At 68.7% G+C, this 23,788-nt stretch carries 24 protein-coding genes and 1 pseudogene; 13 read left to right on the forward strand and 12 right to left on the reverse strand.

Features of this window, described 5'->3' with window-relative positions; genetic code table 11:
• Positions 1-227: 227 nt before the first annotated feature.
• On the forward strand, positions 228-3,368 hold the full coding sequence (locus ABZ098_RS31750) for a DUF3427 domain-containing protein (protein WP_356597026.1): 3,141 nt from the start codon (positions 228-230) through the stop codon (positions 3,366-3,368).
• 52 nt (positions 3,369-3,420) lie between these two features.
• Here the strand turns inward: ABZ098_RS31750 and ABZ098_RS31755 are convergent, their stop codons facing one another.
• On the reverse strand, positions 3,421-3,996 hold the full coding sequence (locus ABZ098_RS31755) for a hypothetical protein (RefSeq protein ID WP_356597028.1): 576 nt from the start codon (positions 3,994-3,996) through the stop codon (positions 3,421-3,423).
• A 101-nt stretch (positions 3,997-4,097) separates the two neighbouring features.
• Between ABZ098_RS31755 and ABZ098_RS31760 the strand changes: the two genes are divergently transcribed.
• Positions 4,098-5,132, forward strand: coding sequence for a hypothetical protein (locus ABZ098_RS31760; protein ID WP_356597030.1), 1,035 nt, complete (start codon positions 4,098-4,100; stop codon positions 5,130-5,132).
• A 105-nt stretch (positions 5,133-5,237) separates the two neighbouring features.
• On the opposite strand, the pseudogene ABZ098_RS31765 reads toward ABZ098_RS31760, so the two are convergent.
• Positions 5,238-5,648: pseudogene (locus tag ABZ098_RS31765) on the reverse strand (ATP-binding protein); the annotation flags it as partial.
• Positions 5,649-5,851: 203 nt separating this feature from the next.
• On the opposite strand from ABZ098_RS31765, the gene ABZ098_RS31770 reads away from it, so the two are divergent.
• The 4 genes from ABZ098_RS31770 (at position 5,852) to ABZ098_RS31785 (ending at position 8,256) form a co-directional block, all read left to right on the forward strand.
• Positions 5,852-6,697: a helix-turn-helix transcriptional regulator gene (locus ABZ098_RS31770; RefSeq protein WP_356597032.1), complete on the forward strand. Its 846-nt coding sequence runs from the start codon at positions 5,852-5,854 to the stop codon at positions 6,695-6,697.
• The gene (locus tag ABZ098_RS31775; protein ID WP_356597034.1) at positions 6,697-6,900 is read left to right on the forward strand and encodes a DUF397 domain-containing protein; all 204 of its coding nucleotides are present in this window, start codon (positions 6,697-6,699) and stop codon (positions 6,898-6,900) included. Before ABZ098_RS31770 ends, ABZ098_RS31775 begins: the two co-directional genes overlap by 1 nt.
• An 11-nt stretch (positions 6,901-6,911) precedes the next feature.
• On the forward strand, positions 6,912-7,199 hold the full coding sequence (locus tag ABZ098_RS31780; protein ID WP_356597036.1) for a DUF6247 family protein: 288 nt from the start codon (positions 6,912-6,914) through the stop codon (positions 7,197-7,199).
• 67 nt (positions 7,200-7,266) lie between these two features.
• Positions 7,267-8,256, forward strand: coding sequence for a BtrH N-terminal domain-containing protein (locus tag ABZ098_RS31785; RefSeq protein WP_356597038.1), 990 nt, complete (start codon positions 7,267-7,269; stop codon positions 8,254-8,256).
• A 45-nt stretch (positions 8,257-8,301) separates the two neighbouring features.
• Here the strand turns inward: ABZ098_RS31785 and ABZ098_RS31790 are convergent, their stop codons facing one another.
• A complete protein-coding gene (locus ABZ098_RS31790) occupies positions 8,302-8,928 on the reverse strand; it encodes a dihydrofolate reductase family protein (RefSeq protein WP_356597040.1) in 627 nt (208 codons plus the stop codon).
• 761 nt (positions 8,929-9,689) lie between these two features.
• Between ABZ098_RS31790 and ABZ098_RS31795 the strand changes: the two genes are divergently transcribed.
• Both ABZ098_RS31795 and ABZ098_RS31800 read left to right on the forward strand, forming a co-directional pair.
• Positions 9,690-9,833 carry a hypothetical protein gene (locus tag ABZ098_RS31795; RefSeq protein WP_356597042.1) on the forward strand — a complete coding sequence of 48 codons (144 nt, stop codon included), beginning with the start codon at positions 9,690-9,692 and terminating at the stop codon, positions 9,831-9,833.
• 63 nt (positions 9,834-9,896) lie between these two features.
• Positions 9,897-10,196 carry a zinc-ribbon domain-containing protein gene (locus ABZ098_RS31800; RefSeq protein WP_356597044.1) on the forward strand — a complete coding sequence of 100 codons (300 nt, stop codon included), beginning with the start codon at positions 9,897-9,899 and terminating at the stop codon, positions 10,194-10,196.
• Positions 10,197-10,200: 4 nt separating this feature from the next.
• On the opposite strand, the gene ABZ098_RS31805 is transcribed toward ABZ098_RS31800, so the two are convergent.
• A complete protein-coding gene (locus ABZ098_RS31805) occupies positions 10,201-11,838 on the reverse strand; it encodes a sigma-70 family RNA polymerase sigma factor (protein WP_356597046.1) in 1,638 nt (545 codons plus the stop codon).
• Positions 11,839-12,055: 217 nt separating this feature from the next.
• Between ABZ098_RS31805 and ABZ098_RS31810 the strand changes: the two genes are divergently transcribed.
• Both ABZ098_RS31810 and ABZ098_RS31815 read left to right on the forward strand, forming a co-directional pair.
• Positions 12,056-12,472, forward strand: coding sequence for an SsgA family sporulation/cell division regulator (locus tag ABZ098_RS31810; RefSeq protein WP_356597048.1), 417 nt, complete (start codon positions 12,056-12,058; stop codon positions 12,470-12,472).
• Between the two features lie 88 nt (positions 12,473-12,560).
• The gene (locus ABZ098_RS31815; protein WP_356597050.1) at positions 12,561-13,340 is read left to right on the forward strand and encodes a hypothetical protein; all 780 of its coding nucleotides are present in this window, start codon (positions 12,561-12,563) and stop codon (positions 13,338-13,340) included.
• 6 nt (positions 13,341-13,346) lie between these two features.
• Here ABZ098_RS31815 and ABZ098_RS31820 read toward each other — a convergent pair whose 3' ends face one another.
• The 5 genes from ABZ098_RS31820 to ABZ098_RS31840 all read right to left on the reverse strand — a co-directional run bounded on the left by ABZ098_RS31820 (position 13,347) and on the right by ABZ098_RS31840 (position 16,369).
• Complete coding sequence (locus tag ABZ098_RS31820) at positions 13,347-13,889, reverse strand: HAD domain-containing protein (RefSeq protein WP_356597052.1); 543 nt, start codon at positions 13,887-13,889, stop codon at positions 13,347-13,349.
• A complete protein-coding gene (locus tag ABZ098_RS31825) occupies positions 13,886-14,461 on the reverse strand; it encodes a GNAT family N-acetyltransferase (RefSeq protein ID WP_356597054.1) in 576 nt (191 codons plus the stop codon). The genes ABZ098_RS31820 and ABZ098_RS31825 overlap by 4 nt, the downstream gene beginning before the upstream one ends.
• Positions 14,458-15,309: an alpha/beta hydrolase gene (locus tag ABZ098_RS31830; protein ID WP_356597056.1), complete on the reverse strand. Its 852-nt coding sequence runs from the start codon at positions 15,307-15,309 to the stop codon at positions 14,458-14,460. Before ABZ098_RS31830 ends, ABZ098_RS31825 begins: the two co-directional genes overlap by 4 nt.
• Positions 15,310-15,415: 106 nt before the next feature.
• Positions 15,416-15,850 carry a DUF2267 domain-containing protein gene (locus ABZ098_RS31835; protein ID WP_356597058.1) on the reverse strand — a complete coding sequence of 145 codons (435 nt, stop codon included), beginning with the start codon at positions 15,848-15,850 and terminating at the stop codon, positions 15,416-15,418.
• A 93-nt stretch (positions 15,851-15,943) separates the two neighbouring features.
• The gene (locus ABZ098_RS31840; RefSeq protein WP_356597060.1) at positions 15,944-16,369 is read right to left on the reverse strand and encodes an Hsp20/alpha crystallin family protein; all 426 of its coding nucleotides are present in this window, start codon (positions 16,367-16,369) and stop codon (positions 15,944-15,946) included.
• A 188-nt stretch (positions 16,370-16,557) separates the two neighbouring features.
• Between ABZ098_RS31840 and ABZ098_RS31845 the strand changes: the two genes are divergently transcribed.
• Positions 16,558-16,860 (forward strand): hypothetical protein, encoded by a 303-nt coding sequence (locus tag ABZ098_RS31845; RefSeq protein ID WP_356099501.1) that lies wholly within the window; start codon positions 16,558-16,560, stop codon positions 16,858-16,860.
• Positions 16,861-16,864: 4 nt separating this feature from the next.
• On the opposite strand, the gene ABZ098_RS31850 is transcribed toward ABZ098_RS31845, so the two are convergent.
• On the reverse strand, positions 16,865-17,236 hold the full coding sequence (locus tag ABZ098_RS31850; RefSeq protein ID WP_356597062.1) for a VOC family protein: 372 nt from the start codon (positions 17,234-17,236) through the stop codon (positions 16,865-16,867).
• A gap of 173 nt (positions 17,237-17,409) precedes the next feature.
• Here ABZ098_RS31850 and ABZ098_RS31855 point away from each other — a divergent pair, with 173 nt between their 5' ends.
• Entirely contained in the window at positions 17,410-18,819 is a 1,410-nt protein-coding gene (locus tag ABZ098_RS31855) for an alginate lyase family protein (protein WP_356597289.1), read from the forward strand.
• 489 nt (positions 18,820-19,308) lie between these two features.
• Here the strand turns inward: ABZ098_RS31855 and ABZ098_RS31860 are convergent, their stop codons facing one another.
• Both ABZ098_RS31860 and ABZ098_RS31865 read right to left on the reverse strand, forming a co-directional pair.
• The gene (locus ABZ098_RS31860) at positions 19,309-20,769 is read right to left on the reverse strand and encodes an MFS transporter (RefSeq protein ID WP_356597064.1); all 1,461 of its coding nucleotides are present in this window, start codon (positions 20,767-20,769) and stop codon (positions 19,309-19,311) included.
• 66 nt (positions 20,770-20,835) lie between these two features.
• On the reverse strand, positions 20,836-22,233 hold the full coding sequence (locus tag ABZ098_RS31865) for a DUF445 domain-containing protein (protein ID WP_356597066.1): 1,398 nt from the start codon (positions 22,231-22,233) through the stop codon (positions 20,836-20,838).
• A gap of 165 nt (positions 22,234-22,398) precedes the next feature.
• On the opposite strand from ABZ098_RS31865, the gene ABZ098_RS31870 reads away from it, so the two are divergent.
• Entirely contained in the window at positions 22,399-23,733 is a 1,335-nt protein-coding gene (locus tag ABZ098_RS31870) for an SGNH/GDSL hydrolase family protein (RefSeq protein ID WP_356597068.1), read from the forward strand.
• Positions 23,734-23,788: the final 55 nt, after the last annotated feature.

Consider the following 23,788-nt stretch of genomic DNA (forward strand, 5'->3'; position numbering starts at 1 on the left):
CCGATCGCCGCAGGCGACGCGACCGGAGGGAGCGCCCTTGATGCAGTCCGCGGAGGCACGACACTGGTCGAGAAGCGGGTGGCCAGACGGCAACCGCTCAACCGCCTCCTCCCAAGAGCTGGTCAGGTACGACGGCTGGAAACGATCATTTTTCGGCACAACGCCTTCGACTGTCAGTGAGTGCTGTTAGAACAGATCCACATCAGCGTGGGAGCGAAGGAGCGGTCGTGACGGAATCGAGTGACCTCAAGGCTGGCGTCCACGAACGGCTTGTCACTCAGGAGCTGCACGACCAGATACAGGGACTCGAAGCTGCGGGATGGAAAGCCATCGACGCAGAGGTCAGTGCAGAGTCCACCCCGCACGTGCTGGCTAGGCATATTGGCGAAACCATCGGCCGCCGGTTGGCTCAACTGCCACAGCAGGAACAAGTGGCCGTCGCCAACCAGATCATGCAGTCGCTGACCAGTAGCGCACCCGAACTGAGTGAGAGTGCGCACAACAGCACCATCGTCGCCGGTCCGCGACAGTTGCTCGCCCTCGCGGAGCAGGAAGCCCCTGGCGTCTACGCGATCCGCCCGCTGACGCCCCTCTCCGAAACCGCACTGATCACCAACGCTCCAGACGACCCCAACCTCGGCGCCGAGCTGCGCGCGGAGCTGGCCACGGCCGACCGCATCGACCTGCTGTGCGCGTTCGTCAAGTGGTACGGCATCCGTGTCCTGGAGAGCTCACTCCGTGAGGCCGCCCATCGTGGCGTGCCCATTCGCGTCATCACCACGACGTACATGGGCGCGACCGACCGGCATGCCCTCGACCGTCTCGTCCAAGACTTCGGCGCCGAAGTAAAGGTCAACTACGAGACCCGCTCTACGCGTCTCCACGCCAAGGCCTGGCTGTTTCGCCGCAACAGCGGCTTCGACACCGCGTACGTAGGCAGTTCCAACCTCTCCAAGGCGGCACTTCTCGACGGCCTGGAGTGGAACGTACGCCTGTCCTCCGTGGCAACACCGGCTGTGTTGAACAAGTTCGAGGCCAGCTTTGACTCCTATTGGAATGACATCGCTTTTGAGAGCTACGACCCAGCTCGCGACGCCCTCAAGTTGGACGAAGCTCTGGGCGTGGCCGGTAGTTCGACGTCTCCCCAGGACTCAAAGATCAGCCTCTCAGGCCTTGAGGTTCGGCCCTACCCTCATCAGGCCGACATGTTGGAGCGCCTGCGCGTCGAGAGAGAGGTCCGCGGTCACTCGCATAACCTCCTGGTCGCTGCCACGGGGACAGGCAAGACCGTCATGGCCGCTCTTGACTACCGCAATCTGCACAAGCAGTGGGGCGGCAAGAAGTACCCGCGGCTGCTCTTTGTGGCGCACCGCAAGGAGATCCTGAACCAGTCACTGCGTAAGTACCGCGAAGTACTCGATGATGCGTCCTTCGGCGAGCCGCTCTACAGCGGTGAGCTACCGCGCGACTGGCAGCACGTCTTCGCCAGCGTCCAATCGCTTACCGGCCAGCGCCTCGACCAGTTCGCTCCGGAACACTTCGACATCATCGTCGTCGATGAGTTCCATCATGCTACGGCTACGACATATCGCCGCGTTCTCAACCACTTCAAGCCGAAGCAGCTTCTCGGGTTGACCGCCACGCCCGAACGGGCTGACGGACTCAATGTGCAGGACGAGTTCTTCGAGGGCAGGATCGCTGCCGAGATGCGGCTATGGGAGGCCCTCGACAACGACCTCCTGTGCCCGTTCCACTACTTCGGCGTCCCAGACGGTACGGACCTCACCCGCCTCAACTGGCGTTCGGGCACATACGACCAGAGCCAACTCGGCGACCTGTTCTCTGCGGACCATGCACGGGCTCGTATCGTCATCAAGCAGGTGCGGGACAAGGTATCCGACCCGTCAAGCATGCGAGCTCTCGGCTTTTGCGTGACCCGGAAGCACGCGCACTTCATGGCAAAGTGCTTCCAAGAAGCGGGGATCAAGGCTGCGGCCTTGGACGGCGAGTCCAAGCCCGAGGTCCGCGAGCGGATCCTGGCCGAACTCAAGGCCGGAGAAGTCCAAGTGATCTTCTCCGTCGACCTGTTCAACGAAGGCTTGGACATCCCCGATGTCGATACGTTGCTGCTCCTCCGGCCAACGAACAGCGCCACCGTCTTCCTGCAACAACTCGGTCGTGGTCTGCGCCGCACGCCGGACAAGCCGGTGCTCACTGTCCTCGACTTCATCGGCCAGCATCGTGCGGAGTTCCGATTCGAGGAGCAGTTCCGCGCGATGACAAACCTGTCACGCAACCGACTTCTTGAACACGCTGAGCATGACTTCCCTCTACTTCCGTCCGGTTGCCAGATCATCCTTGAAGGTAAGTCCAAGGACATCGTGCTGGACAACATCCGCGCTCAGATTAAGGCGACCGTTCAGACCCTAGCCAAAGAAGTCAGGGCTTTCAGTACACCGCTCCTCGCGGACTACCTCAGGGAGAGCCGGCGCGAGATCAAGGAGTTGTACAAGTCGAGCAACTCATGGACCTCCGTCCTGCGCCGGGCCGGCTTGGCCGAGCTACCTGAACAGGCGGGTGAAGAAGACCTGTTGAAGCGCGTGCATGCGTTCTTGCATGTCGACGATCTAGAACGCGCTGAGGCATATACCCGCCTGCTGAGCGATGACGCCGTGCCGTATGAGGATCTGAGCGCGAGAGACAAGACGTACGCGCGCATGCTCTTCTTCAACCTCTGGGACAAGGCCGGTGGGTTCGACTCCTACACGCAAGGTCTTGAGAGTCTCCGCGAGCAGCGAGCTCTTCGTAGCGAGCTGCGGCAGGTGCTCGACTACGTCATGGGCCAGGCGGACCACTTCCCCATCCCCTTGGACGGCCCCCACTCGCACATCCCTCTGAAGATTCACAGCGCGTACAACCGCTCGGAGATCCTGGCTGCACTTGGTGTGGCTCGCCTCAATGGGCAGATGCCCGGTTCGTTCGCGCAAGGGGTCCTGTGGGACCAGCCGAACCAGACGGACGCACTGCTGATCACTCTAGAGAAGAACGAGAAGGACTTTTCTCCCACGATCAGGTACAAGGACTACGCGCTAAGCCCCTCCCTCTTCCACTGGGAGTCACAGAGCACCACCGCAGAAACCTCTCCCACCGGCCTGCGCTACCAAGAGCACGTCCAACGCGGCAGCCATGTCCTGTTGTTCATGCGACGCTACAAAGACACGGACATCGGCAAAGCCCAGCCGTGGATGCTGCTCGGTCCGGCAACCTACGTCCGACACGAGGGCAGCAAGCCCATGGCTATCACCTGGCAGTTGCACCATGAGCTGCCTGCGGACGTCTGGTCCTACTCGGCCATTGCTGCGGGATAGCAAACTAGCTCGTCTCTCCCCCTCGGTAAGCCGGAACCGGCTAGCTGACCAGCTAGCCAACCGGCTGCCGAGGGTCGCGAATGATCTCACCAGCACGCTGCAGGAAGGTTGCGTGCGCCTCCGCCATCTCCTGTCGAGCCTGCTCGAAACGGGACCAATCCGTGCTATCGCTGGAAGGGTTCATACGATCGATATGGAGCAAGCACCGCACGGCTGCGACCGACTTGCCCGTGATGGCGTAGGCCAAAGAATTTGCCGCAATTGGCCCCCATAGCGCCAATTGGCTAGTTTTGGCTTGTAGTTCGAGCAGACGCCCTCGCACCTCGCTCCCTGCCGCCTCATCAAGTCCACTTCCGCTTCGCACCTCAGGGGCGATCCGGGCAAGCACTTCATCAAGAGCGGCATAAGCCGCAAGGAGGGCCGCAAAGGACTGATGCCTCTGACTACGCACCCATTGCCAGTGTTCCGCTGCCGCCTGACCGTGCACCTGCGCTAGCGCCGCCTCAACCGCCTTACGCCCGCCCGCTTCCGCCCCACGCTTGGCATACCGTCCAGCGATCACAGCCCCGATGACCGCGGCCGCGAAAGCGATAACCCCCGAGATGACCGTCCCCGTCGCATCACTCATCACACCATCCTCGCTTGGCTCCAGGGCTATCACAACGCCCCTCCAAGCGGACTGCGTCGCTTCGTGCACTCCGCGAGCACGGGAGCTACTAACCTTGACCTATGACAACGCCCACTCCCGAGTTTCGACCTGGCGACGTCCTCACTCGCGCAGATATCCATCCCGTACTTGGCGGCAGCGGGTACGCAGGAATCTGTCCAGCGAAGGAGAAAAGAAACGTCCTCTTATTCTCCGACAGCAAGATTGGCGAGCGTTACGGATATAGCGATGGATGGCTCGCTGAGGATGACGATATAGGGCCCGTGTTCACCTACACCGGGGCAGGGAAGCGAGGTAACCAGACCCTCAGTGGCGGAAACTTGGCAATCCTGGAACACGCCACCAAGGGGCGCACTTTACATTTATTTATTGCCGTAGGAAAGGTCCCGGGAAGCGATACCCGAACACACAGATACATAGGTCGGTTTAAGGTTGACGAACGCAACCCGTTCGAAATACGGGAAGCCAAGGACGAACTGGGCCAGGACCGCAACGTCATAGTCTTTCGCCTGCGTCCCGTGGGTCCGTATATCCGAGAGATTTCCGACACGCTCCAACCGGCACCCACTTCCCGATTTCGGTTCCATCGGACCGCAGGCCGTCTCGCCCGGGCCTACCGGCGACAGAGGCGCCAACAACAGCCGCCCAACGCCGATCAGGTGGGGGTGGCGGCCCGTGATGACCTGGCAGACGCCTTCGAGGATCGTGAGGTAGCAGCCGGAGAAACGATCGTTCAACTGGAACTGTCCATGCGAAACTCGACGTCTCAACTCGTGTTCGACCTTTACAACCAAACGAACAACACGCTGTACGAGCCAACAAGTAGCGCAGCAAGCGAGTCCATCACTCAGGCTCTTGCTCAACTCCTACACGCGCGCCGCTACTTGAGACGCCTCAGCCACGATCATCCCCTCCATCTGATGGTGCTCACACCGACACTCCCCCGCGAAGACCTCCGCGACCTGCTCGCTGAGCACGGGATAGGCATCGTGTATCGCAATGACAGCGGCGGTTTCTCTGAGTTCGGAGCAAACACCGTGACACCGGACAGCACTTCCAACTTCCGCTGCATGGATTGCCCGGCGCTTGCGTCCTGAACTTCCGTTGGAAGCAGAGGACTACCAGCGCATGTACTGGTAGTCCTCTGCTAGCTACTCGACCTCCGCCCGATTCACACGAGCCCCCCTCGGAGCACCTTCGACCGAAGACAGGCCTGTCGGCAGCTCGCACCAGGTGACCTTCTGGTCGGCCCGAAGCTGAACGCCCCAACGGTCAGTAACGGCACTGATCAGCGCCATCCCTCTGCCCGAGTCGGCATCTAGGCCGGCATCGAGAAGCACTGGCAGGGCACGGGTGTCGGAGTCGTGGACCTCGATCCGTAGACGGGTTCCGCTCATGGAGACGACGAGGGTGGCGGGCGTACCGGTACCCACGTGACTGATGACGTTCGACACAAGCTCGCTGACGCAGAGCTGAGCGGCATCAATGACCCCGTGGAGCCCCCACAGTCCCAAGTGAAGCCGCATGATCCGCCGGAGCGCCGCGACCTCCTGCGGCTCCGCCGTGAAGGGAAGACTCCAGGGCTTCCTCGGAACACCAGCAACGCAGTCCATCCATCAACACCTCTACCTTCGAGTCGAGTTGCGGGGTGCAACTAGCCACACACAGAGAGTTGCATTGCAACTCTCAAAATGGAACTCTCATATCGCGTCTCTGGTGGTGTGCACCCATGGCGAGCGCCCCCGGCGCACGCCACCTTGCCGTCCTCTTGGGACAAGCAGGACGATCTGCTAGATCGACACGAAGGGCCGTAGGTATGGCAGTTGGACCCACGACACGAAGGCGCCAGCTCGGCGCCGACCTCCGTCGTCTCCGCGAGCGAAAGGGACTGACCCTAGAGGAAGCAGGCACCAGCGTCGGCATCTCGAAGGCGACCTTGAGCCGCTACGAAACGAAGGAAGGGGCCGTCAAGTGGCCAGCGGTTGATGCCCTCTGCCGCGAGTACGGTGCCTCCGACGAGGAACGACTCGCCCTCGTAGAGCTCGCGAAGGGCGCCAAGATCCAAGGCTGGTGGCGCTCCCTCGACGACCCCATCCCCGAGTCGATGAACCTCATGCTCACGCTTGAGGATGAAGTCGTACGCGAGGACCACTACGCCTGCATGTACATCCCAGGTCTGCTACAGACCCGCGCCTACGCGGAAGCCGTCCACAGGGCCTCGGAAGTGCAGTGCCCCGAGCGCGAAGTTCAGCACATGGTGGACATCCGCATGAAGAGGCAAGAGCTTCTAGAGCGTGATGAACCCCCGCTGCTCTGGTGTGTGATCGACGAGGCGGCACTGCGGCGCAGGGTGGGCGGCCATGAGGTCATGCAGGACCAGCTCCAACACCTACTCACCATGACGCAACGACTGCACGTCACCGTCCAAGTACTCCCGTTTTCATCCGGCGCACACGCGGCTTCCGTGGGCAGCTTCGCCGTCCTGAGAGGGCCGACTCCCGAACTGGACGTGGTCTACGTGGACTTGCTCGGCGGAGGCCTCTTCATGGAGAAGCAACGGGAACTGGAGCGTTATAGATTGGCGTTCGAGTACCTCAGCGCACAAGCGCTCGACCTTGAGTCCTCTGCGGCGGTCATCCGCCGTATAAGCAAGGAGCTTTGATGGCGAAGGCACCGACGCACGAGTGGTTCAAGTCCTCCTACAGCGGAGGCAGCGGAACCGAGTGCGTGGAGGCCGCCTTCGTTCAGCCCGCGGTCCTGGTGCGAGATTCCAAGGCACCTGAACGCCCGTACCTCGCCCTGTCGGTGGGGGCCTGGCGCACCTTCCTGGCCGGGGTACGGCGTACCCCTCCCGAAGGCTTCTAGGAGCAGACGACGTGAGCGGACCGTACGCGAGGACGCCCGCACCCGTGCCACTGCCGTTGCTGACCATCGGCGATATCCGTGCCGCCCTCAGGTCCGGCCACGGATTCGCCGAAGACCAGGCGTCGTTCGAAGCGGACCTCCAACGGGCGCTGGAGGCGTCGTCGGAGACGGATCTGAGCGCGGTCGCGTCGGTGATCGTCGATTACAGAGGCAGGATCCGTCTGTGCCAAGCCCCGGACTTCGGCGCTGCGGTAGAGGAAGGCATCGAGCTCGCAGGACGCCTGAAACGGGGAGATTGATGAGCGGTGCGTGCCGTCATCGCAGCGATGACAACCAGGTCGATCACGCCCACTAGGAGCGCACCCCGTGACCACCGTCACCGGCATCACCCCCCGCCCCACGCACCACTGCGAGACCACCACTCTCGGCGTGCTCCTTCGGCATCAGGGGGTCGATCTCTCCGAACCCATGCTCTTCGGACTGGGTCGGGGGCTGTCCTTCATTTACTGGGACAGCAAGAACATGGGGTTCCCCTTTCTCGGGGGGCGGGTGAAGCCGTTCGAGTTGACCAGGAATCTGGCTGACGTTCTCGGATTCGAACTGCGGGTGCGGGAGACGACCTCGCCCCGTAAGGCGTGGGCGAATGTCGTGGAGGACATCGACGGCGGGCGGCCCGTCGGGCTTCAGCTCGACAGTTTTCACCTGGAGTACTTCACGGCGAAGGTGCACTTCGGGGGGCATGTCGTCGCGATGTACGGCTACGACGACCAGGTCGCCCACCTCGTGGACACCGAGCAGCAGGGCGGAGCGGTGTCCACGGGACTGGACAGTCTGGCGCTGGCCAGGGCGGCGCGGGGGCCCATGGCTGCCAGGCATCGGTCGTTCACCGTCGCCGTGCCCCAGGGCATGCCCGCTCCGCATACGAGGATCGTTCCCGCCCTCGCCGGGTGTGCTCGCGCCTTTCTCCATCCGCCCATCGCCAACCTGGGGCACCGCGGCATCGACAAGGCCGGGAAGGCCGTACGCACCTGGCTTCGGCGGAGTGACGACCCGGGGCGGGATCTGCCGCAGACCGCCCTGTTGATGGAGAGGGCCGGTACCGGGGGTGCGTTGTTCCGCAACCTCTACCGTGACTTCCTCGCCGAGTGCGGCCAGTTGCTCGACAGTGAGCACCTGCGCACCGGCCACCGGCTGTACACAGAGGCAGCCGTCCTGTGGACGGAGGTCGCCGCGCTGATCACCGAGGCCGGGGAGTCGGGCGAGGAGCAGTACCTCGTACAGGCCGGTGCCGCCCTGCACGAACTCGCCCGCATCGAACGCGAGGCCATGGAGGCGCTCAGCCGTCTGGAGTCCTGACCCCCGGCCGGGTCCGGGCGAGTTGGGACGTCATCACATCTCGCCTCACTTCACCACGCGATACTTCAGGTGGGTCGCCAGAGGTGTCTCCACCACCCTGACCTGCTCCAGGTGCCCGCTCCCCACCCCCTCGAACAGCCGCAGCCCGTCCCCCAGCAACGCCGGCACCACGTGCAGTTGCAGTTCGTCGATGAGCCCCTCCCGCAGGTACTGCCGTACCGTCCTCGCGCCGCCCGCGATGTCGACGTTCCTGTCCCCGGCCGCCTCCCGAGCCTGGGCCAGTGCGCTGTGGATGCCGTCGGTGACGAAGGTGAAGGTCGTGCCGCCCTGCTTGACCAGGGTGAGGCGCGGACGGTGGGTCAGGACGAAGACCGGGGTACGGAAGGGTGGGTTCTCGCCCCAGAAGGACTCGCCCGTGTCGTACATCGTGCGGCCCATGACCACCGCCCCGGTCGCGTCGAACCACTCCCGCATCAGCTCGGAGTCGCGGTTCTCCTCACCGCCGGTCATGCCCTGGCGTTCGCGCCAGCTCGCCAGGTTGTGGATCCACTCGAAGAGGGGCTCGGCGCCGGTGCCGCCCGGGTTGTCGAGGGTCACGTCGGGGCCGGCGACGCAGCCGTCGAGGGAGATGGCCAGATCTGCGGTCACGGTCACGGTCACGTTCACGGTCATGGCGGGGTGCGCTCCTGAGGTCATGGGGTCGGTACCGAGAGTGAGTCCCGGGGTGGGTACCGAGAGTGGGCCCGCGGGTGGGTCCCGGGGCGGGTTCCTCACTCTCACGTCGATCGGGGGGCGGTGCGTTCGACATGCCGGGGAGGAGTCGTACGGGAGTCGCACCGGAACCACATGCTCATCGCGCGTCTGTGCCTACCGCTCCCTCCTGTCCTGGCCCGATGAGGCTTGAGGGGGTCGGCTGCGCTACGGGTGGCGTGGGTCATGGGCCGGTTCCGTCGTACGCCGTCGGCGCTGGGGTCGGGGCCGGTCGGGTCGGGGGCTCGTGGGGGGCTGGGGCTCGTGGGGGGGCCGGGGCTCGTGGGGGCCGGGTGACGTGTCGGGGCGGCGTCTGCCCGGCGGTCCGCGTCCGGCGGTCCGCGTCCGGCCGCCTCGCGTGCGTGGGGTCGTACGAGCTGGCGGGGCGGGAGGGCCGGTCCGGCGGCCCCTCCGGGAAGGGCGGTGGTGGAGCGGCGGGACGCGGTCGTCTCGGTGATCCGGCGTGTGGGCGGGTACTCGTCGTCCAGTGGAGGCCCTCGGCCCGGCTGCCGGGGTGCTGGGCTCCGCTCAGTGGGACCGTGGAGCCCCGGGGGGCGGGGGCGCGCAGGCCGGGACGCTCGTGCGGGAGGTGGCGGAGGGGGTCGGGCCGCAGGTGGTGCCGGGCCCGAAGATGTGGCAGTCCCCAGACCCGTGACTAGCGGTTCCGGCCGCACCGGTGGACCGTGGGGACCGAGGACGGAAAGGTGGTCGTGGACCCGGGCGAGGTGAGTGCCGTGCGCTGGGTCACAGCAGAGGAGTCCGCCGGGCTGCATCCTGTCCTCCAGGAGGACCTGGTCTTCTTCGACCGCGTCCTGCCCGAGCTCTGAGCGGTCGGACGTCGGCCGCGGGGATACTGCCTCTCAAGCACCGACCCGGAAGGCGACGACACCATGCTCATCCTCTTTGGCACCAAGGGGTACCTGTACCAGCTCGCGATACTCACCGTGGTGTGCGGGCGCTGCGGGAACCCGGCCGCGCACACCCTGCGCAAGCGCGTCACGAAGTTCACGCTGTTCTTCGTGCCGCTGTTCCCGATCTCCACCAAGTACGCGACGCAGTGCACCTTCTGCGGTGCGGAGAACAAGGTGAGCGCGCAGGAGGCGGAGCAGTTGCAGGCGCAGGCCGCCGCGGGCGGGTCGGGGGGTCAGGTGTACGGCGGACAGGCCCCGCAGCAGCCGTACCAGCACTGAGGTCTCAGCCGCAGTCGTCGCCTGGGGCGGGTGCGGGTGATGGTTCGGGGGCGGCGGGGGTTGGCGTTTCCGGCTCCGGTTGCGGCTCCGGTTGCGGCTTCGGTTCCGGTTGCGGCTTCGGTTCCGGTACGGGTGTCCCCTCCCCCGGCGTGCCGGGCTTCGGCTTCTCGGGCTTCGGCTTCGGCTTCTCGGGCTTCGGCTTGGGCTGCGGCTTGGGCTTGGGCTGCGGTTCCTTCGGGGGAGCCGGCGTCGGCTCCGCGGGTGGCTTCGGGTTCTCCTCCCCCGGCGCGGGGTCCGCTGGCTCGGGCCCGGGGTCGGGCACCTCCGGGGCGGGCTTCACGGGATCGGGCCCGGGGTCAGGTATCTCCGGCACCACCGGCGCGGGCGCGGGATCCTCCGGTGTTCCGGGGGCGCCGACTACACCCCCGCCGCCGGAACCGCCCGAACCACTCCCGGAATCACCGGCGTTACTGGTGTTCCCGTTGCTCCCGTTGTTCCCGGTGTTCTCCGTCTTCGCGGACACACCGGCATCCTCGATGACGACCGCCTCGCTGCCGTCGCCCCGGTCCCGGCCCCGCTCGGCCCCCGCCGGCAGGCCACCCCCCGGCGTCTCCCCCACCGCACCCGCCGACGGCTCCGTCACCGGCCCCTGCGCGACCGGTCCCTGCGCCACCGGCACCTTCGCCGGTGAAGTCGCCGTCGCGGGAGAGTCGTTCACGCCGAGGGCCAGCACGACCGCGACGGCTGCGGCGGCCGCCGTGCCGGAGGCGAGGGCTGCCTTGGTCCTGGGGCCCGCCGCACGGGCCGTATGGAGAAGTCCCTGTCCGGTCGCCGAGGCGGCCCCCGCGGAGCCGGCCGTGAGCGACGTCAGGAACTTCGCCGCGCCGCCGCCCACCGCGAAGACGAGCAGCGCGGGACCGACGAGCGCGGGCAGCCGGTCGTTGGCGCGGATCAGGACGGCGAGGCGGCCGCGGCACCCGTCGCAGGCGTCGACGTGGGCGAGGAGGCGCTCGGACTGGCGCGGGGTCGCGTTGCCGCGGACGTAGGCCGGCATACGGACCCAGTGGACCTCGCACGCCGGGTCGTCGGGCGCGTCGGTCTGCGAGCGCAGGAACGCCTGGCGCATGCCTTCGCGGGCGCGGTGCAGGAGTACGGCCGTCGCGCCCTGCTTGGCGCCGATCTGCCGGCCGACCGTCTCCAGCGGCTGGCCCTCGGCGTCGGCGAGCCACAGGGCGCGTACCCAGCGTTCGGGGAGTTCGCCGAGGACACGGACCAACAGGTCGGTGGCGGAGACCTGTTCGGCCGGGTCCGCCGCGTGTGCGGCCGACGCCTGCTCCGGGACCTGCTCCGAGAGCTGCGGGTCGCGCGGGGTCTCGCGTGTGGCGCCGGCGGCGGAGGACGCGAGGTGCCGGACGGTCGTCATGAGGTACGCCGGGACGTTGTCGATCTCGTGCCCCGCGGACAGCCGCCGCCACACGCGGAAGTGCGCCTCGGCGACGAGGTCCTCGGCCGCCCAGGTGTTGCGGGTGAGCGAGCGGGCGTACGCGACGAGGCGCGGCTGCTCCTCCTCGTAGATCCGCACGTACGCGGCGGTCGTGGAGGGGGACGTCCGGGCGGGCACTCTGGCCGGTTGATCGGTCATGCAGGAACGCTCCAGTTCCCGGCGGGTGGGGTGCGGAAGGGTTTGCCAGCGTAGATGACAAAACTTTCAATCATTCAGTTCCGGTCGTGATCCAGATCACAAAACCCGGCGCCGGTAGTGGCGTAATCAAGCGGTACTCCGGCCACTCGACAAAGCAATGGACCCGACAGCACCGAGCCCGAGGCCTCAGGCCCCACCGAGACGGAGACCACCACTCATGCGCCTCACCAGCCTGCAACAGACCGTCCGCGCCCGTCTGGTCACCCCCGACCACCCGGAACTCCCGGTGCGGCCCACGCTGCGCTACAGCTCCGCCGAGCCGTTCGCCGTGCACATCGACTTCCCGGCGCATGTCTCGGCCGACGGCGAGGGCGTGACGTGGATGTTCGGGCGGGCGCTGCTGGAGGAGGGGCTGGAGGTCCCCGCCGGGGTGGGGGACGTGCGGATACGGCCGTGCGGCTGGGCCCGGACCGCCATCGAGTTCCGCTCGCCGCTCGGCCTCGCCGTGATCCGCTTCGGCACGGCCACCCTCCGCCGCTTCCTGCTGCGCTCCTACGACGTCGTCCAGCCCGGCACCGAGAACCTGGTCCCCGACCTCGACCACGGCCTCGCGACGCTGCTCGACGAGGTGTGACGGGGCGATCTCGACGCGGTCGTCTCGACAGGGCGATCTCGACAGGGCGATCTCGACAGGCGCGCATCCCACTCCCACACTGACCGGCATGCGCTTCCTGCGGCGAGCGGTCCGGGACCTGTCCCGCGGCGAGAACCTGGAGATCTACTCGACGGCCCTGCTGTCGCTGGCCCTCGCGGTCCTGGGCGCACTGGACCTGGTGGGCGACAGGACACTGGCCGCGGCCACCCTCGCGACGCTGACCCTGCTCGCCGGGAGCCTCCTGGGCAGCCGCAGGCAGTTGACGGCTCTGGCCGACCAGGTCCGCGCGCGGGTCGCCGGGGAGGTGTCGGCGCAGGACTTCCTGGCTCACGACAAGCCCGGCCTCGTCGAACAGGTCCACGGGGCACAGGACATCAGGATCGTCGGCGTGACCCTCGGGCGGACCCTGCGGAACCTGATCGACGAGCTCCAGAGCCGGGCGGCCGCCGGGGCGACGGTCAGGGTGGCGCTGATCGACCCGCACGGATCCACTCCGGAGGAGGCGGCCCGGCGCAGCACGATGCCCGACCGGCCCTCCGTGTACGCGAACCGGCTGCGTTCCTCGCTGGACCTGCTGCGGGAGCTTGTGGAGACCCCCGGGGCCGATGCCCGGGTCGAGGTGCGGTTCCTCCCCTTCGTCCCCGCGTTCGGCCTGGTCCTGCTGGACTCTCGGCGCCCGGACGGCCTCATCCATGTCGACATCTACTCCCACAGCTCCGCCACCGGCGACGCCGTCTTCACCCTGCGCCCCGACCGCGACGGGCAGTGGTACGAGAACTTCCAGGCCGAGTTCGACCGCATCTGGGCCTACGGCCGTCCGGCGGGGCCACCGGACGACTGGGCGTAGTTCGCGTCACAGGTCCCGCGCGAAGACCGCGAGTGCGTCGAAATCGCGGTCCCGCAGGCCGAGTCGGGGATCGATGCGGTGCAGCAGGGCCGGGGCGTCGTGGTGGGCGGTCACGAACTGGCGGTCGCTGTCGTCGAGTTCGTCGTCGAGCCAGGCGAAGGGGCGGCCGTGGGCGTGGGTGACGAGGTGGCGGGTCTTCCAGAAGGTGCCGTTCGGGCCGGGTGTGGGGGGCGTGGGCCAGTCGACGACGGGGAGGGGCGGGAGGCCGAGGACGGGGGCGATGAAGGTGTTCGCCTCCTGGCGCCATGTGGTCGCCCAGACGAGGTCGTAGCGGTCCGCGAGGGCCAGCAGCGCGGGTCCGTGGTCGGGGTTGAGCCAGACCCGCAGGGGCCGTACGGCGGACGGGGGCAGGCCGGGGTGCTGGGCGATCCAGCCCTCGGGCTTGATGCGGTGGGTGGTGTAGCCCTCGGGGCGGCGTTCGGGCCGGGCTGCGTAGGGGTTGAGGGGGCCGTCGACGTCGAGGTAGAGGAGCGGGCGGCCGGCGTTCACGGCTGCTCGCTTCGGCGTCGTTCCCAGTCCGCCCGCGTGAGTTCGTACTCCACCTCGCCCTGCTCGGAGCCCTCGATCGGCTCGGGCCAGTCGCTGTCGAAGGTGCGGAGGAAGGTCAGGCCGGACTTCTCCATCACGCGGCGGGAGCCCCGGTTGACGGTCATGGTGTTGGCGGTGACGCGCTCGACGCCGAGGTCGGTGAAGCCCTTGTCGATGAGGGCGCGGGAGCCTTCCGTGGCGTAACCCCGGCCCCAGGCGGCCCTGTTGAGGCGGTAGCCCAGTTCGACGACGGCCGGGCTGTCGTCGTCGAGGGGGCGGAACTCGAACCAGCCGAGGAAGGTGCCGGTGGACCTCTCCTCGGCCGCCCAGTACCCGCGCGTGCCGAGGCCGGGGTGGTCGTGGAGGAGACGGGGCAGGGTGCGGACGCGGATGGTCTCGGGGGGTGTCGGCGCGCCGCCGGTGAGGAAGCGCATCACCTCGGGGTCGCCGTCCAGGGCCACGAGATGCCCCGCGTCGGCCTCGGTGAACGCCCGCAGCCGCAGCCGCGCGGTCTCCAGGAAGACGTACGTCACCGGCCCCTCCTCGTCGACTCGTCGGCCAGGAACCTCTCGATGTGCGAGTGCAGCGGCTCCGGCTGGTCCAGGTGTACGTCGTGGGCGGCGCCCGGCACGACGGCCGTGCGGGTGTCCGGGCGCCGGTTCAGCATCTCGGCCGCCTCCGCGGGCTTCATGGTGCCGGACGCGCCGCGTACGAGGAGGGTGGGGCAGCGGATCCGCGACCACTGGGGCCAGTAGCCGTCCGCGGCCAGTTCCGCCGCCGTCGCGACCAGCGTGTCACGGTCGAAGCGCGGGCGCAGGCCGTCCGCGCTCTTCTCCAGCCCCCGCGCCCACGCCTCGTGCCCGAGGAAGTCCGTCGCCGCCGCCAGGGACGCGAAGGGGAGCGGCCAGCTCTCCAGCCAGAGCGCGATCGTGCCCGGCAGCTCCGGGTGCGGGCCGGCCGGGCCCGCCTCGACCAGGACGAGCGAGCGCACCGGTTCGGGGTGGTCCGCCGCGAGCAGCATCGCGGTATGCCCGCCCATGGACTGGCCGATGAGGATCGCGGGGGCGAGGTGCAGGTCCCGCAGCAGGGTCACGGCGTCCTCGACGTGGGCGGCGCGGCTCACCGACGCGGGGCGGCGGGTGCTCTCCCCGTGACCGCGGGCGTCGTACGCCACCACCCGGTGCCCGGCCGACCGCAACCGCCCCGCCAGGTCGTCCCATTCGCCCAGGTGGCCCGCGAGCCCGTGCAGGAGCAGCACGGTCGAGCCGGAGCCGGGGCGGTCGCGGTAGGCGAGGCGGATGCCGTCACCGGTGGTGAGGTGCGCGGTGGGAGTCGTGAGGTGCTCAGCTGCACCGGTCGGGTGCGTGGTGGTGCGCGTCAACTGCCCTCCCCCTCACGTCGGTTGCGTACGTGAGGGAAGACTCGCCTGCCCGTGCCGTCCGCGCCAGCCGTTTTCCGCGGGGACCGCCAGGCGGGGCGGGCGCGGGTCAGGCCGCGGGGGCCAGTTCCGCCTTGCCGAACAACAGCGCGTAACCGGACGGCAGTTGGGCCAGGACACGGTCCACGAGCTCGTCGCCCACCAGCTCGGGCAGCACGCTCAGGACCGAGCTGACGTCCCAGCGGGCGGTCGCGGGCGTCGCGCCCTCCGTGCGGGCGGCCACCGTGTCCACGAACTCCGGTGCCGTCAGGGGCCTGTTGAGCGGGATCCGGGAGGCGACAAGCCTGGCGGCCTCCTCGGGCAGGGCCCGGGCGAGGTCGACACGTTCGTCGCCGGTGACAAGGCCGCCGAGGGCGGACAGGACGACGCGGACGACCTGTTCCGCGTCCGCCGTGGTCGCGTACTGTCCGGCATCCCGCACGGCGTCGACGAGGTCGCTCCACCGTGTCGTTCTGATCGCTCGTTCCGCGCTGAGTGCGCTCATGTACTGGTCTCCTGGGGGTCGTTGCGCCCCGCGGGCGGACCTGCCGGGCCCGCGGGGGCGCGACTGCCTTCGTCGGTTCTTCGGCCGCCGCGGTCAGCGGCTGATCTGCTTGCGGGCGTTGTCGCCGCCCGAGATCTGGATGCGGCGCGGCTTGGCCTGCTCGGCCACGGGGATGCGCAGGGTGAGGACACCGGCGTCGTACGAGGCGTCGATACGTTCCGTGTCGAGGGTGTCGCCGAGGAAGAGCTGCCGGGTGAAGGAGCCCGTGGGGCGCTCCGCGACGATCATCTCCGCGCCCTCGGGGGCGGGGAGGCGGCGCTCGGCGCGGACGTTCAGGACGTTGCGTTCGACGTCCAGGTCGATCGTCTCGGGGTCGACGCCGGGGAGGTCGAAGTGGACGACGAAGTCGTCCCCCGACCGGTACGCGTCCATCGCCATCGCGGCGGGACGGGCCGTGGAACCGAAAACCTGCTGCGTGAGCCGGTCGAACTCACGGAAGGGGTCGGTACGCATGAGCATCACAGTCCATCTCCTTTCCACAGACTCTCCGGGTGCGATGCCCTACGCCTTCTTATATAGCTCGGATCCAGGAAACTTGACAAGCCCCGACTCAGGTCTGCTTGACGGATCCGGTCCGGAGTTAGCCTCGACCCACCGGCGAGGTCGATCGCGACCGCGCCGATCATGAGCGTCAGGAGGAGGCGGACATGGCGAAGGTTCCCAGCGCGCTGGTCGCGGCGGGCGGGCTCGTCGGCGGGTACGGCGTGGCCCGTTGGACGAAGAAGCGGCAGCTCGGCGGGGCGGTGCTGGCCGTCGCCGGGGCCGCGGCGGCCCAGCAGTGGCGGGAGCGGGCCGGCGGGAAGGCCGCCGGGGCGCTCTCGGCGGCGTACGTGGCCGCCTTCGCCGGGTCGCACCCGCTGGCCAAGAAGGTCGGCGCGTGGCCCGCGGTGTTCGGTGTGGCGGGCGCGGTGGCCCTGGCGTCGTGGGCGGTGGCGGACCGCAACGCCTGACCGCTCACCGGTCTCGCCCGGCCTGGTGGGTCAGCACGTTCACCACCCGGCCGTTCGGGTCCCGGACGAAGAAGCGCCGTACGCCCCACTCCTCGTCTCGCAGCTCCCGTACGACCTCCGCGCCGGACGCCACGACCTGCGCGTACACGGCGTCGACGTCCTCGACCTCCACGCTCAGGTCGGGGACGACGGGCGCGGTGCGCTCCTCGGTGAGGAAGCTGATCTGGGCGGTCGGGTTGGCGGGCGACGCCAGCGTCACGACCCACCCCATGTCCATGACCTCCTCGAAGCCGAGCAGGCCGTAGAAGTCACGGTTGGCGGTCAGGGCCTCCCCGGACCGGACGTGGATGTCGGGCATGATCCTGCGGATGCTCATGGGCAGGTCCTTCCTGTTCCCGGTTCCAGTTCCCTTTTCTGTTCCCGGTTCCTGTTCCTGATTCCTGTTCCCGTTTCTGTTATCGACCGTCCCACCCTCGCGTCTCCTGACCGTCCCCAGCCACCGGCACGCGAGGAATGACGTTCGTGACTTCACAGATCAGCCGCCGCGGCATGCTCAAGGCGGCGGGAGCCGCGGGTGTCGCGGTGACCGCCGCGACGGCCCTGCCCGCCACCGCCACCGCCGCCGACTCCGGCTTCGCGCACCCGGGCCTGCTGCACACGCGGGCCGACCTCGCCCGCATGGCCGCCAAGGTGAAGGCGGGCGCCACGCCCTACACGGCGGGCTTCGCGCGACTGACCGCCAACCGCCATGCGCAGAGCGGCTGGACGCCCCGACCGCAGACCACGGTGTACCGGGGATCCGGCACCCCCGAGAACTACGCGACCCTCTACAACGACATCCACGCCGCCTACCAGAACGGCCTCCGGTACCACGTCAGCGGCGACAGCGCGCACGCCGACACCGCCGTGGCCATCCTCAACGCCTGGTCGTCGAAGCTGACTTCGGTCGAGGGCACCGCGGACCGCTTCCTCGCCGCCGGGCTCTACGGCTACCAGTTCGCCAACGCCGCCGAACTCGTCCGCGACCACCCGGACTTCGACCTCCCCCGCTTCCAGGAACTGCTCAGCAAGGTCTTCGCCCCGCTCAGCGACGACTTCCTGGTCCGCCACAACGGCGCGGTCGTCACCAACTACTGGACCAACTGGGACCTGTGCGCCATGGCCTGCGTCCTGGCCACCGGCGTCTTCTGCGACGACCGGGCCCAAGTCGCCCGTGCGATCGACTACTTCAAGCACGGCGACGGACTCGGCGCGATCCGGAACGCCATCCCCGTCGTGTACGGCGACGGCCTCGCCGAGTGGCTTGAGGCCGGCCGGGACCAGGGGCACGCGCTCCTCGGCGTCGGCCTGATGGGCACGTTCTGCGAGATGGCGTGGAACCAGGGGTACGACCTGTACGGCTACGACGACAGCCGGTTCCTCAAGGGGGCCCAGTACGTGGCGAAGTGGAGCATGGGAGGGGACGTCTCCTACACCGCGAACACCCGCGCGAAGGGGGCGATCGGGGGCTGGTCCGGGAGGGAGACGGCGTCCGCGGCGGCCCGTGTCGACCCAGCGATGACCCGCCCCATCTGGGCGATGATCGCCAACCACTACACGAAGCGCCGGGGGCTCTCGGCGTCGTACCTCACCCGCATCGCGGCAAAGTCCTCGCCGGAGGGGGGCGGTGGGGACTACGGCCCCAACAGCGGCGGCTACGACCAACTGGGTTTCGGAACGCTGGCGTTCACGCGGGACCGGGTGTCGGACACGGGGGCGTCTCCTGCCCCGACGGCACCCTCGCCCTCCGGTGCGCGGCCCCGGACGGGGGGTACGGCGTCCCCCGCCCCCGGCCACGACGACCTCGCGGCCACGGGTTCCGACGACCTGGTCGGCTGGTCCGCGGCGGCGGGGATCACTGCGGTGGCGGGGGGACTGCTGCTGCTGCGGCGCCGGGGGCGGGGTGAGGGCGCCGGGTGAGGTTGGCGGGCGGGTGCGGGCCGGTGGGGGCTGGTCGCGCAGTTCCCCGCGCCCCTGAGGGGTTGCAGTCACCTGCGTCCACGAGGGACCGTCCGCCACTTCACGCACCATGACGTGCCGGGGCGGGTTGTCGGGGCGGCTGCGGGTCCGTTGTGGCTGGTCGCGCAGTTCCCCGCGCCCCTGAGGGGTTGCAGTCGCCTGCGTCAAGATGGGCCGTTCTTCATCTCGCGCGCCGCGACGTGCCGGGGCGGGTGCGGGCCGGTGGGGGCTGGTCGCGCAGTTCCCCGCGCCCCTGGGGAGTTGCGGTCACCGGCGTCCACGAGGGACCGTCCGCCATGGCCGACCGTGCACCGAACCGCACGCGCCCCACCCACCCCCACCGAACCCTCGCAGGCCGCCGCAGGCGTCCAGGGGCGCGGGGAACTGCGCAAAGAACGCCCGCCCCCACCGAACCCGCAGCCGACCGACAACCGGCCCCTTCACGACCCGTTACGCCACAGAAGTCAGCGGCTTCGCGATGTCCTCCAGTGACCGCCGCTCCGCCCGTACCGCCAGGAACGCCGCCACCAGACCGGCCGCGCACATCAGACCCGCGCCGATCTGGAAGGCCAGCACCGTGTCGCCGACCTTGCCCGTGCTGGTCAGGTCGGCGAACAGGAGCGGTCCGCTGATGCCGCCGGCCGCCGTGCCCAGCGCGTAGAAGAAGGCGATCGACATGGCCCGCGTCTCCATGGGGAACACCTCGGACACCGTGAGGTAGGCGCTCGACGCCCCCGCCGACGCGAAGAACAGCACCGCGCACCAGCAGGCCGTCAGCGTGCTCGCGCTGAGGGAGCCCCGGTCGAACAGCCACGCCGTCCCGAACAGCAGCAGCCCGGACAGCAGGTACGTGGACGAGATCATCACCCGCCGCCCCACCGTGTCGAACAGCTTCCCGAGGAGCAGCGGCCCACAGAAGTTGCCGATGGCGATGACGGCGAAGTAGTACCCGGTGTCCCCCGTCGGCACGTCGAAGAACGTCGTGAGGATCGCCCCGAACCCGAAGGTGATCGCGTTGTACAGGAAGGCCTGGCCGATGAAGAGGGAGAACCCGAGGATCGAACGGCGCCGGTAGTCGGAGAACACCGTGCGCGCGATCTCGACGAACGTCACACTGCTCCGCTGATGGATCGTGAGCTCACCCTCGGGCCGTGGCAGAGACTCGCCACCCCGTTCCGCCTCCACCCGCTTCTCGATGGACGAGACGATCCGCTCGGCCTCCTCGTCCTGCCCGTGGATCAGCAGCCACCGCGGACTCTCCGGCACATGTCGCCGTACGAGAAGGATCACGAAGGCCAGCACGGCGCCCAGCGCGAACGTCAGCCGCCAGCCCACGTCCTTCGCGAAGATGTCCGTGTTGAGCGCGACGATCGACAGCAGGGAACCCCCCACCGCCCCCAGCCAGAAACTCCCGTTGATCATCAGGTCGACCCGGCCCCGGTACTGCGCCGGGATCAGTTCGTCGATGGCGGAGTTGATCGCCGCGTACTCCCCGCCGATCCCGAACCCGGTCAGAAAGCGGAACAGGAAGAACCACCAGGAGTCGAAGGACACCGCGGTGAGCGCCGTGGCGGCCAGATACACCGCCAGCGTGATCATGAACAGCTTCTTGCGGCCCCACTTGTCCGTCAGCCGCCCCCAGAACAGCGCCCCCAGGCACGCCCCGGCCACATACAGCGCCGCCGCGATACCGGTGACCTGCCCGGAGGAGATGGACAACCCGCTCCCCGGTTCCGAGAGCCGGCTCGCGATGTTGCCGACGACCGTGACCTCCAGGCCGTCGAGGATCCACACGGTGCCGAGTCCGATGACGATCGTCCAGTGCCAGCGGGACCAGGGAAGTCGGTCGAGTCTGGCGGGGATGTTGGTCGTCACGGTGCGGCCGGCATCGGCCTGGGCGGTGGTGGTCACGGACGGGCTCCCTCCTCGTCGAGCGATCCTCGAACGACCCCACCCGGGTGCCCCCGGCCTGTCCGGCTACGCCCCCAGCGCCCGCGACACGGTGTAGATCAACAACCCGGCGAGCGAGCCGACCACCGTGCCGTTGATCCGGATGAACTGCAGGTCTCGGCCGATGTGGGCCTCGATCTTCCGTGTCGTGTGCTCGGCGTCCCAGCCGGCCACCGTGTCCGTGATCAGGGAGGTGATCTCCCGCCGGTAGGTGGTGACCACGTACACCGCGGCCCCTTCCACCCACCCGTCGACCTTCGACTGCACCTTCGGGTCCACGGCCATCCGCGCGCCCAGCGACAGCAGCGACGCCCGCACCCGCAGCCGCAGCTCACTGCGCTCGTCCTCGGCGGCGGAGACGATCATCGACCGTACGGCCGTCCAGGCGGACGCGATCAGGTCCTGCACCTCGCCGCGCCCCAGCACCTCGCCCTTGAGCCGCTCGACACGCGCGCGCGTGTCGGTGTCGGACTGGAGGTCGGAGGCGAAGTCCGTCAGGAACCGGTCGAGCGCCCCGCGGGCCGGATGGGACGGCATGTCCCGCATCTCGGTCACGAAGCGGAGGAGCTCCTTGTAGACGCGCTCGCCGACCTTCTTGTCGACGAACCTCGGGGTCCAGCCGGGCGCACCCCCCTGCACCGCGTCCATGACCTGCTCGTCATGGAGGACGAGCCAGTCGTGGGCCCGGGCCACCACCAGGTCGACGACGCGCCGGTGCCCGCCGTCGGCGACGACCTTGTCCAGCATCTTCCCGATGCCGGGCGCGATCTCCTGGGCGTCGGCCCGCCGGGTGATCGCCTCGCCGACCACGGCCTGGACATCGGAGTCCCGCAGGACGGTCAGGGCGCCCCTGAGCGCCGCCGACAGTTCCGCCGTGACCCGGTCGGCGTGCTCGGGCTCGGCCAGCCAGGCGCCGAGCCGGCTGCCGATCCCCACGGCACGCAGCCGCTGCCGTACGACATCCTCCGAGAGGAAGTTCTCGCCGACGAACTCGCCCAGCGAGACCCCCAACTGGTCCTTCTTCGTGGGGATGATCGCGGTGTGCGGGATGGGCAGGCCGAGGGGGTGGCGGAAGAGCGCGGTGACCGCGAACCAGTCGGCGAGCGCGCCGACCATGCCGGCCTCGGCGGCCGCGGCGACATAGCCGGCCCAGGGGCCCGCGCCCGAGCTCTCGGCCCACTTCGCGAGGACGTACACCAGCGCCACGAAGAGCAGCAGGGCGGTCGCGGTGAGTTTCATCCGGCGCACACCGCGCTGTTTCTCCTCGTCGGCGGCGCTGAAGGTGGTCATCGCGCGTACGGCCGAAGCGGGGGCGGCGCGATTCGCGGCCGGTGCCGTCCGGGCATGCCGCTCTACGTCAGATGGTCCGGTTTCCTCAGTTTTCGTACGTTCCATCCGCTCCACCCGTTCGGTGATCCCCCACACATTGTCCCTTCCTGACCGACTCCTGGAACAGAACAGGAGTTCCCGGCGTCTGTCCGGAAGAGGTAACCGGAGGGGGTCTCGTCACTTGTCGGCAGGTTCATGCCTCATCATGAGCTCATCAGATCGGAGCCCCGGGTTCCCATCTCCTGAGGAGAACAGCACCACATGACTCGGCGTCATGGTTACGCCCTGCTCGCCGCGATCGTCTCTGTGATCGTGGCCCTGTCCACCGCCATCTATGTCGGAGTGGCCGCCGGCACCGGCACCACGGACCGCGACCCGCTGTCCGGCTCCCGGCCCGCACTCCCCCCCGCCGCGCCCGCCTCCGCCGGAGTCTGGGTCGGCACCTGGTCCGCCTCCCCGGTCGGCGCCGAGCCCGGCACCCAGGCCGAGGGCATGACCGGCCGCTCCGTCCGCAACGTCGTCCACACCAGCGTCGGCGGTACGAGTGCCCGCGTCACGCTGTCCAATCTCTACGGCCGGACCGCGCTGACCATCACGCACGCCACCCTCGCCCTCGCCGCCGGCCGGGAGACCGCCGCGGCCGAGGCGGGGACCACGCGGCGGCTCACCTTCGCCGGCAACACCACGGTCGTCATCCCGGCCGGCGCGCAGGTGCTCAGCGACGCCGTCGCCCTGGCCGTCCCGGCGGGCACCGACGTCCTCGTCACCACCTACTCCCCCACCCTGTCCGGTCCGGTCACCTACCACCCGACAGCCCGGCAGACCTCGTACGCCGGCCCGGGCGACCTCACCGAGGACGAGACCGGCACGGGGTACACGGAGCAGGTCGACCGCTGGCGGTACCTCACCGCGCTGGACGTGCTCAGCGAGGAGGCCGACGGCACGGTGGTCGCCTTCGGCGACTCGCTGACCGACGGCAAGAACTCCACCGCCAACGCCAACGCCCGCTGGCCGGACTTCCTGAACCGGCGCCTGCGCACCGCGCTCGCCGCCGGCCGGGAGCTGCCCCGCTACAGCGTCGTCAACGAGGGGATCGGCGGCAACCGAGTCCTCGCGGACGCCCGGGGCCGCCCCCTGGAGAACCAGGCCGGCGTCCGCCGCTTCCGGCGGGACGTGCTCGACCGCCCCAACGTGAAGATCGTCGTCATCGACCTCGGCATCAACGACATCCTCCGCACGCCGGGCACCGTCGACCCCCAGCAGCTCCTCGCCGGCCTGCGCGACCTGGTCCGCCAGGCGCACGCCCACGGCATCAAGGTGGTCGGCGCGACCCTCATGCCCGTCGGCAAGCGCACCACCTGGACCGAGGCCCGCGAGAGCGTCCGGCAGACCGTCAACGCGGCCATCCGCTCGGGGAAGGTGTACGACGCGGTGGTCGACTTCGACAGGGCGCTACGGGACCCGTACGACCCGCGCAGGCTCGCCTCGATGTACGACTCGGGGGACCGGCTCCACCCCAACGACCGGGGGTACGAGCGGATGGCGTCCGTGTTCGACCTGGAGTATCTGAAGGGTTCGACGGCGGCACGTCTTTAGCCGCGGGCCGGTGGGTGCAGTGGAAGCATGCCTGCTGCACCCACCCCGTCTGGGG

It is taken from the genome of Streptomyces sp. NPDC006335 (assembly GCF_040612795.1).
Taxonomy (GTDB): domain Bacteria; phylum Actinomycetota; class Actinomycetes; order Streptomycetales; family Streptomycetaceae; genus Streptomyces.